At 70.0% G+C, this 7581-nt stretch carries 7 protein-coding genes; 4 read left to right on the top strand and 3 right to left on the bottom strand.

Annotation, left to right across the window (positions count from 1 at the left end; translation table 11 throughout):
- Window positions 1-1349: recombinase zinc ribbon domain-containing protein (locus P2L57_RS38205; protein ID WP_275822861.1), on the top strand; the 1349-nt coding region annotated here is incomplete at its 5' end.
- Between the two features lie 157 nt (window positions 1350-1506).
- On the opposite strand, the gene P2L57_RS38200 is transcribed toward P2L57_RS38205, so the two are convergent.
- The 3 genes from P2L57_RS38200 to P2L57_RS38190 all read right to left on the bottom strand — a co-directional run bounded on the left by P2L57_RS38200 (window position 1507) and on the right by P2L57_RS38190 (window position 3565).
- Window positions 1507-1890: a fic family toxin-antitoxin system, toxin component gene (locus P2L57_RS38200; protein ID WP_275822859.1), complete on the bottom strand. Its 384-nt coding sequence runs from the start codon at window positions 1888-1890 to the stop codon at window positions 1507-1509.
- Window positions 1887-2177 carry a hypothetical protein gene (locus P2L57_RS38195; RefSeq protein ID WP_275822857.1) on the bottom strand — a complete coding sequence of 97 codons (291 nt, stop codon included), beginning with the start codon at window positions 2175-2177 and terminating at the stop codon, window positions 1887-1889. The genes P2L57_RS38200 and P2L57_RS38195 overlap by 4 nt, the downstream gene beginning before the upstream one ends.
- A gap of 428 nt (window positions 2178-2605) precedes the next feature.
- Window positions 2606-3565 carry an alpha/beta hydrolase family protein gene (locus P2L57_RS38190; protein ID WP_275822855.1) on the bottom strand — a complete coding sequence of 320 codons (960 nt, stop codon included), beginning with the start codon at window positions 3563-3565 and terminating at the stop codon, window positions 2606-2608.
- A 432-nt stretch (window positions 3566-3997) separates the two neighbouring features.
- Between P2L57_RS38190 and P2L57_RS38180 the strand changes: the two genes are divergently transcribed.
- The 3 genes from P2L57_RS38180 (at window position 3998) to P2L57_RS38170 (ending at window position 7510) form a co-directional block, all read left to right on the top strand.
- Window positions 3998-4603 (top strand): TetR/AcrR family transcriptional regulator, encoded by a 606-nt coding sequence (locus tag P2L57_RS38180; protein WP_275822853.1) that lies wholly within the window; start codon window positions 3998-4000, stop codon window positions 4601-4603.
- Between the two features lie 535 nt (window positions 4604-5138).
- Entirely contained in the window at window positions 5139-6473 is a 1335-nt protein-coding gene (locus tag P2L57_RS38175; RefSeq protein WP_275822851.1) for a hemolysin family protein, read from the top strand.
- The gene (locus P2L57_RS38170) at window positions 6470-7510 is read left to right on the top strand and encodes a hemolysin family protein (RefSeq protein ID WP_275822849.1); all 1041 of its coding nucleotides are present in this window, start codon (window positions 6470-6472) and stop codon (window positions 7508-7510) included. The genes P2L57_RS38175 and P2L57_RS38170 overlap by 4 nt, the downstream gene beginning before the upstream one ends.
- The last annotated feature ends 71 nt before the right edge of the window (window positions 7511-7581 follow it).

The raw sequence follows: 7581 nt of genomic DNA, 5'->3' as shown, positions 1-7581 counted from the left end.
GCCCGTTCACCGGCCGCATCCGCCGCCCGCGCGAGGAATGGCTGGTCTACCTGCCCGACGTGCTACCCGCCTATATCGACACCGAACGGCACGAGCGGAACCTGGCCAGGATCGAGGCGAACCGGGCACGCTCGTTAAGCATGGGAGCGGTGCGCGACGGGCCGGCGCTGCTGGCCGGATTGATCTGGTGCGGACGCTGCAGCACCCGCATGACCGTGCACTACCAGCGCGGCCAGGGCGGCAAGCTGTGGCCCAAGTACGAGTGCGACCGACTCAAGGCCGACTACGGCGGCGAGGTCTGCCAACAACTGTCGGGCACCTGCGTCGACCGCCACGTCACCAGCGCCCTGCTCGACGCGATGGCACCCGCCGCCCTTGAGGTCTCGCTTCAGGCCGTCGAGCGGGCCGAGCAACGGCGGCAGGACGTCGAGCAGGTCTGGCGGCAGCGGCTAGAGCGGGCGGATTACGCCGTCGAGCGGGCCCGGCGCCAGTACAAGCTCGCCGAGCCCGAAAACCGGCTGGTAGTACGGGAGCTGGAGCGCAGCTGGGAAGCCGCGCTGCGTCAGCGGCAGCAACTGGGCGAGGAACACGACCGCTTCCTCGCCACCCGACCTCGCCTTCTCACATCACAAGAGCGCAAGCAGGTCACCGCCCTCGCCCGCGACCTGCCCGCGGTATGGCACGCGCCGACCACCACCGACGCCGACCGCAAGCAGCTGCTGCGGCACCTGATCGAGCGGGTCGAGGTGACCGTCGTCGGCGACAGCGAGCGCGTCACCGTGCAGATCACCTGGGCAGGCGGGCACCACAGCCACGGCGAGGTCATCCGCCCCGTCGGCCGCCTGGACCAGCTCAGCTACTTTCCGCAACTGGCAGCCCGCGCTCGCGAACTGGCCCAGGCCGGCCACACCGCCGCGGTCATCGCTACCACTCTCAATGCCGAAGGCTTCCGGCCACCCAAACGCCGCGACCACTTCGGCACCCAGGGAGTACGCCAACTCCTGCAGGAACTGGGCTGCGTCAGCCACCAAGAGCACGCCCAGCGCCAGGCCGCCGACCCGCCGGGCGCCGACGAGTGGTGGCTCACCGATCTCGCCCGCGAGCTGGGCATGCCGCACGTCACCCTCCACGGCTGGATCAAGAAAGGCTGGGTCACCGCCCACCAACGCAACGACGCGCGCCACTCCTGGATCATCCACGCCGACCCCGCAGAGGTCGAACGACTCCGCCGCATCCACGAGCTGCCGCGCGGCCGCGGCGCCCGCCACGCCTGGCTGTACCACCAGCGCCTGGCGATAATCGACAACGAGGAAGGAATCGGAACCCATGACAGCGAACCGCAGGTATGACAGCACTGTGGCTTGCTCATCTCAACGGCGTTGCGCTGCTTGTAGGCCGCACGGTGGAAGCACGGGCGGTCTGCCGCCCGCCGCGGGTGCCAGGTGCCGTCGATCGCCCAGATCCGCAGCCGGGTGTGGACGCCCTTCCACGAGCCGCACTGGGCGCCTAGTGCTCCTGGCCCCCGGTCCAGCCTCGCAGTTCGGCGGTGATCCGTTCCAGGTCCGCGGTGCCGTCCTTCACCAGACGCGCCAGATCACGTACCTGCTCGGGCGAGGTGACCACCTTCAGGCCGCACGCGACCAGATACGCGTAGGCCACCGCGCAGGCGAACATCACGTTGGAGCGTTCCAGCGCGGGGACATGCACCAGCAACTGCAATAGCGCGGCGGCGCGTTGGCGCGGATCGGGGTAGACGGGTGTGCCGAATATCTCCGCTTGGTGCCGGGCGACCGCGGCGAGCAACGCTCCCCAGTCGGTGACCTGCGGGTCGCCAGGGGTGTTGCGCTCGGCGACCATCAGCAGCCAAGCGAGGTCGATGCGCAGGGTCACGCGAGCGTACGCCCCGAGGCGGAACCGCCGTTCGACGCGTCGTCGTCGGACAGGACGTTGAGGCGCCTGCCTTCGCGCTCGTGTCCGAACTCCTCGGCGAAGACCGCTTCGTACTGCTTCATGAAGTCGGCCGCGGCCTCGACGAAGGTCCGGCCGTTCTCGCCCTGGTCGGCACGGACCAGTTCCTCGATGTAGCGGTTGACGCTGATACCGCGTTGGGAGGCGCGGTTCTTGGCGGTCTCCGCGGTGGCCTCGTCGACCCGCACGTTCAGCTGTGTCTTCGCCATACCCACAAAGCTAGCGCTCATACGCTAGCACCGGCAAGCGCGGCCATGCCGAGCAGCGGCTTCGTGTGCGGGTCGTCCGGGGCACGCACGGCCCCGGGTACCGCCATGTCCCTGAGGCGAGCAAGACGGCGCTGGCTGCGGGCCGCTCGCGTCCGTTGAACAGGGAGCAGCCTGAGGCGGAGGTCGCCGACCTGACCCAAGCCGTGGGCGAGACCGCAATTGGGTTACGGGTCTCGGAAGAAGTCCGCCGAGGGCCGACTGTGCCCTTCACGGAGGAGCTGCCGATCCAGCCCGACGGTGAGATGGTCGCCCCCGCCGGCGTAGCGCGTTTCGTTCCAGAAAGGCGCGGGCCGGTGCGGCGACCATCTCCTTGTCGAGCGCGACCATCTCGTGCCGTTGGTCCGCCACAGAGACGGTGTCTCTTTGGCTTACTTGGATTCGACCCGTCCCAACGGGTTGGGGTCGGCCGTCAGCGCGTCACGCGCCGCCTGCCAGGCGGGATCTCCGGGGTAGAGCTCGGTGCGAAGGTAGGCCCAGGTGAGCCGCTGGACCGCAGACACTCGCTCGGGGTTCTCGTCCGTGGTCTCGGCGACGTCATATCCAGCGACCCCGCCGAGCCCGTGCCCTGCGTCGAACAGGGTGAGCAGGGACTTGGGGCCCGGGGAGAGGAAGTACGGATCGGTGTGCCAGTCCGGTCCCCGAACCGTCAGGTGGGGAGAGTCGTCCTTGTCGCCGGCGACCACGAGCGCGGGCGTCGCCATCTCGGAGAAGTCCGTGGTCAAGAAGAAAGAAAGGTTCTTGGCCGCGGACTCGCTGAGGGCATCGCCGCCTCTGCCGGGCGCGGCAAGCAGTACACCCGCCTTGATCCGGGGCTCGGCCAGGTTCACTTCCGTTCCGTCGTGCGGATCGGTGAGCCGGGCGCCCAGCAGCAGGCTCGCGGTGTGCCCGCCCATCGAGTGCCCGGCTACGGCGACCTTGCTTTGGTCCAGGCGCCCGAGGAGCTGCGGGACGGCGGCCTCGATCACGTCGAGCTGGTCGAGGATGCGCTTCATGTCCTCGGCCCGTGATCGCCAGTACAGAGGCGCCCCGGGGGTTTCGGGATCCAGGCTCAGCGTCCTCGAGCTCAGATGGGTGGGCTGGATCACGACGAAACCGTGCGCCGCCCAGAAGTTGGCGAGGGGGGCGTAGCCGTTCAGTGAGGAGAGGTTGTTCGAGTAGCCATGACCGTGCGAGAGGAGGATGACCGGCAGGTCGCTCCCGGTCAGGGGCGCGGAGACTCGCACCTCCAGGTCGACGGCTCGGCCGGGAGCCGGCAGCACCACCGGACTGACCGAGAGGACGGGAGTGGGTGAGCCGACGATGTCGGCTGTGTAAGTCGATTCACTCATGATGCGCATTTCCCTTCAATGGCCTCTACCGCCGGTCTCGTTCGGCTGACGGCGGGTGAGGCGGTCAGGAGCGTCCGGCTTCACCCATACGGAAAGCGGAGCGCCGTTCCAATTAATATACGGAACAGCGTTCCGATTAGTCAACGGCCATCGGAAGGAGAGCGTGGCGCCCACCACAAGCCAGTACGGGGAGATGCCGGCCCGGAGTAAGCGGGTCGACGCGCTGCGCAACCAGCCGACGCCACTCGCCGCCGCGGTGTTCGTCACCTCCGGCGTCGATGCGCCAACCGTGAGATCACAGCCAGAGCGGGCGTCGGGATGGGGACTCGCGCATAGCTTGCGCCCGCTGCAGCGCGCTACGCTCGGTCAAGCGGAGCGGTGTTCCAGTAAGACGATGCGGAACGCCGCTCCCGTTAGCGGGAGGAGTAGACCGTGAACGACGGCCTGACGGATGGGGGGCGTCCCCGCCAGCGCGTGCGCGCCGACGCGCAACGCAGCATCGACACCCTGCTCACCGCAACCGCGGAAGTGTTCACCGCCTCCGGCGTGGACGCCCCGGTGCGTCAGATCACCGCCAAGGCGGGCGTGGGAGCAGGCACCCTCTACCGGCACTTCCCGCAGCGCTCGGACCTCATCGCCGCCGTCTTCCGCCACGAGGTGGACGCCTGCGCCGACGCCGCTCCCTCCCTCGCGGCCCAGCACGAACCGACCGAAGCGCTCGCCCACTGGTTGCGGCGCTTCGCGAGCTTCATCGCCACCAAACGCGGACTCAGCGCCGCCCTGCACTCAGGAGACCCGGCCTACGACAGCCTGCCCGCCTACTTCCAGCAGCGCTTCGTGCCCGTCCTCGGCGCACTCCTCGACACCGCAGCGAAAGCCGGCCAGATCCGCTCCGACATCGACCCGGACGACCTGCTGCGCGCCGTAGCCAACCTGACCCTGCCCGCCCAGGAAGACGACAACGGCCACACCCAACGCATGATCGCCCTGCTCGTCGACGGACTCCGCTACGGCACCCGCACCCAGGAAACCCGCTGAGTGAGTGTTTGCTGCCGGTGGGCTGTTGCTGGACGTGCCGCTGCGCGGTGGATGCGCCATACGGCAAGGCGGCTACATCTTCCTCGGCCCCGCCACCGCCGCAGTCCTCGCGATCTGACTCCGCACTCGCCGCGCCGACGCCACACTTCACCGGCGAGCTCAGGGCATCAGCACGATGCGCCCGCGCATGCCGCCCTTGCCGAACCGCTCGTGCGCGGCGGCGCGTCGGCCGGCCCGAACCGATGCCGGGGGGACGCCATGGTGCTCGACGGCAACGAGCGTGCGCACCACGCCTGGCGGGCCGCGGGATATGTGCCCGGGCCCCGGTGGAGCCGGTGGACGAGGCCGCTCACACACCAAGCTCGCTTTACTTCCCCTTTACCATAGAGGCCCACCAGTCGCCGAAGCGACCTGATCGAGAGGTGTGAGCGCCCCGCATGGGCGAGCCTTCCAGTCGCCGCGTCACCCCGCACCGGCTTCGCAAACGCCGCGCGTTCGGCCCGCCGCGGGCCGATCATGGAACCGAGGTGTCGCGATGACCGAAGTGCTCCTACTGCTCCTCGCCCTGGCGCTCGTGCTGGCCTGCGGCGTCTTCGTAGCTGCCGAGTTCTCGCTGACGACGGTCGAACGTGCCGAGTTGGACCGGGCGGCTCAAAGGGGCGAACGCGGCGCCGACAGCGCGCGCAAGGCCGCCCATAAGCTCACGTTCCAGTTGTCCGGGGCGCAGCTCGGCATCACGGTCACCGGACTGGTCATCGGCATGATCGCGGAGCCGTCCGTCGCCAGGCTGCTGGCCGGGCCGTTGAGGGCCGTGGGCCTCGGCGCCGCGGCCACCTCCGCGGCGCTCGTGCTGGGCACGGCGCTGTCCACCGTCGTACTGATGGTCGTCGGCGAACTGATCCCCAAGAACTGGGCGATCTCCCGTCCACTCGCGGTGGCCAAGGCCGTCGCCACACCGCAGCGCGCCTTCAGCGCCACGTTCCGGCCGCTGATCGGGCATCTGAACAGCACGGCCAACCGCATCCTGCGACGCCTCGGTATCGAACCGGCGGAGGAACTGGTCTCCACCCGCAGCCGCCAGGAGCTGGAGGCGCTCGCCAAGCACTCCGCGAAGCAGGGCGCCCTGGAGGCGGACACCGCCGAACTGTTCGTCCGCACACTGGGCCTACCGGACCTGACCGCGGAGAACGTCATGACCCCCCGGGTGCAGGTGACCGCGCTCGACGTCCACGCCACCGCGGAGGACGTCGCCGAGGCCACCCGCACCACCGGTCTGTCCCGCTTCCCGGTCTACCGCGACAGCCTGGACTCCGTGGTCGGCGTCGTCCACGTCAAAGACGCGCTGGCGGTCCCGGCCGAACAGCGCGACCGGTATCCGGTGACCACCCTGATGAAGGAGCCGCCGCTGGTTCCGGAGTCACTACCGGTGGACCAGCTCCTCGACCGGCTTTCCGGCGACCGCAGCATGGCCGTGGTCATCGACGAGTACGGCGGCACCGCGGGCGTCGTCACCCTGGAGGACATCGTCGAGGAGGTAGTGGGCGAGGTCCGCGACGAACACGATCCGCACGAGACCCCCGACCTGGCCCTGGTCGGCGAGGACACCTCAGGGCGGCCGGTGTACGACTCCGACGGCGCCACCCGCACCGACCAGTTGGAGCAGATCGGACTCCATGTACCCCCGGGCCCGTACGAGACCCTGGCGGGCCTTGTCGCTCAACGGCTCGGCAGGATCCCGCGGGCGGGCGACTCCGTCGAGGTGGCGGGCTGGCAGCTTGAGGTCACCGAGGCGACCGGACACCGCGCCGCCCGGCTGCGCCTGACCGCGCCCCCGGCCGACACCGACGAGAGCGGGGAGACCCCGCGATGATCGCGCTGCAACTGTTCGTCGGTGTGCTGACCCTGGTGGCCAACGCGTTCTTCGTCGGCGCCGAGTTCGCACTGGTCTCGGTGCGACGCAGCCAGATCGACCCGCTCGCCGAGCGCGGCGACCGCCGGGCCCGCAGTGTGCTGTGGGGTCTGGAGCACGTCTCCGCGTTGATGGCGACAGCTCAACTCGGTATCACGGTGTGCACCCTGGTGCTGGGCGCGGTCGCCGAACCGGCCTTCGCCCACCTGCTGGAGCCCGCCTTCCACGCGGCGAACGTGTCGACCAGCCTGGTGCGCCCCACCGCGTTCGTGATCGCATTGGCTGCCGCGACGTATCTGCACATGCTCTTCGGTGAGATGGTGCCGAAGAACATCGCCCTGTCGGACCCGCCCCGCGCGGCGCTCGCCCTGGGACCCCCGCTGGTCGCCCTCACCCGGACGCTGCGCCCGGTGATCCTCGTCGTCAACGCCCTCGCCAACGCGGGTCTGCGGCTGCTGCGGGTCGAGCCCAGGGACGAGGTGGCGGCGGCGTTCTCCGATGCCGAACTGGCCCGGATGGTCACCGATGCCGGTCAGGCCGGGCTGCTGGACGAGCGCGCGACCGAGCGGCTGCAGGACGCGTTGGAACTGGGCCGCCGTCCGGTCGGCGAGGTCGTGCTGCCCGCCGAGCGTGTGGTGTCCGCACGGCTGGGGATCACCCCGGAAGACCTGGAGCGGCTCGCCGCCTCGACCGGCTTCTCCCGTTTCCCGGTGACCGACTCCGCAGGGCGGGTGCTCGGCTATCTGCACGTCAAGGACGCGCTGGCCGCCGAGCGCCGCGACGCCGCGTTTCCGGTGTCCGCGTTGCGGCCGATCACCCGGGTGCGGGCCAGTACGCCGTTGGACGACGCGCTCACCGCGATGCGCAGCCGCCGGGCGCATCTGGCGGCCGTCGTGGATGACGAGGGGCGCACGGTGGGCTTGGTGACCATGGAAGACGTGCTGCGCGAGTTGGTCGGGCAGGCGCCGCACGATCTTCAGGCCACGCGGGAGGCGTAGCCGACGGGCGAGCGCCCGGCGGATCTCCACCCGAGGGTCCACCCGTGGGTGGAGCCGCTCCACCCGGCCCC

Source organism: Streptantibioticus ferralitis, assembly GCF_029223525.1.
In the GTDB taxonomy this organism is placed as follows: Bacteria; Actinomycetota; Actinomycetes; order Streptomycetales; family Streptomycetaceae; genus Streptantibioticus_A; species Streptantibioticus_A ferralitis.
The sequence above is the reverse complement of the archived record's forward strand: the minus strand, read 5'-3'. Positions and strand labels throughout refer to the sequence as shown.